This window comes from Sphingomonas sp. AC435 (assembly GCF_979253005.1).
Genome location: NZ_CEEDCJ010000091.1, coordinates 1 through 243 on the forward strand (window position 1 = coordinate 1; position 243 = coordinate 243).

Annotated in this window: 1 pseudogene; it reads right to left on the reverse strand. The window is 70.0% G+C overall.

The features are described 5' to 3' along the window. Window positions 1–228 (reverse strand): annotated as a pseudogene (locus AC0CH8_RS19060) (XrtA/PEP-CTERM system histidine kinase PrsK); the annotation flags it as partial. Between the last annotated feature and the right edge of the window lie 15 nt (window positions 229–243).

A 243-nucleotide genomic window follows, 5' to 3' on the forward strand; every position in this document is an offset into this window, starting at 1 on the left:
CAACAGTCCTGCGGGCGCATCGACCAGATCGGCCAGCGCCTTGATCGTTCGAGTCGCCAGCGGCGCGGTACCCTCGCCGGACGCGCCGAGCGTCGCCGTCACCCGCTGCCCCTCGACGCGGTAGTCGTACCGGTGCGTAAACAGATGCTTGGCGACCTTCACGCGGACCCACGCGCGCAGCCAGGGTGTCGACATCAGCGTCCGCAGCGCCGTCGTCGCCCCGATCACGATCGCGGTCTGGAC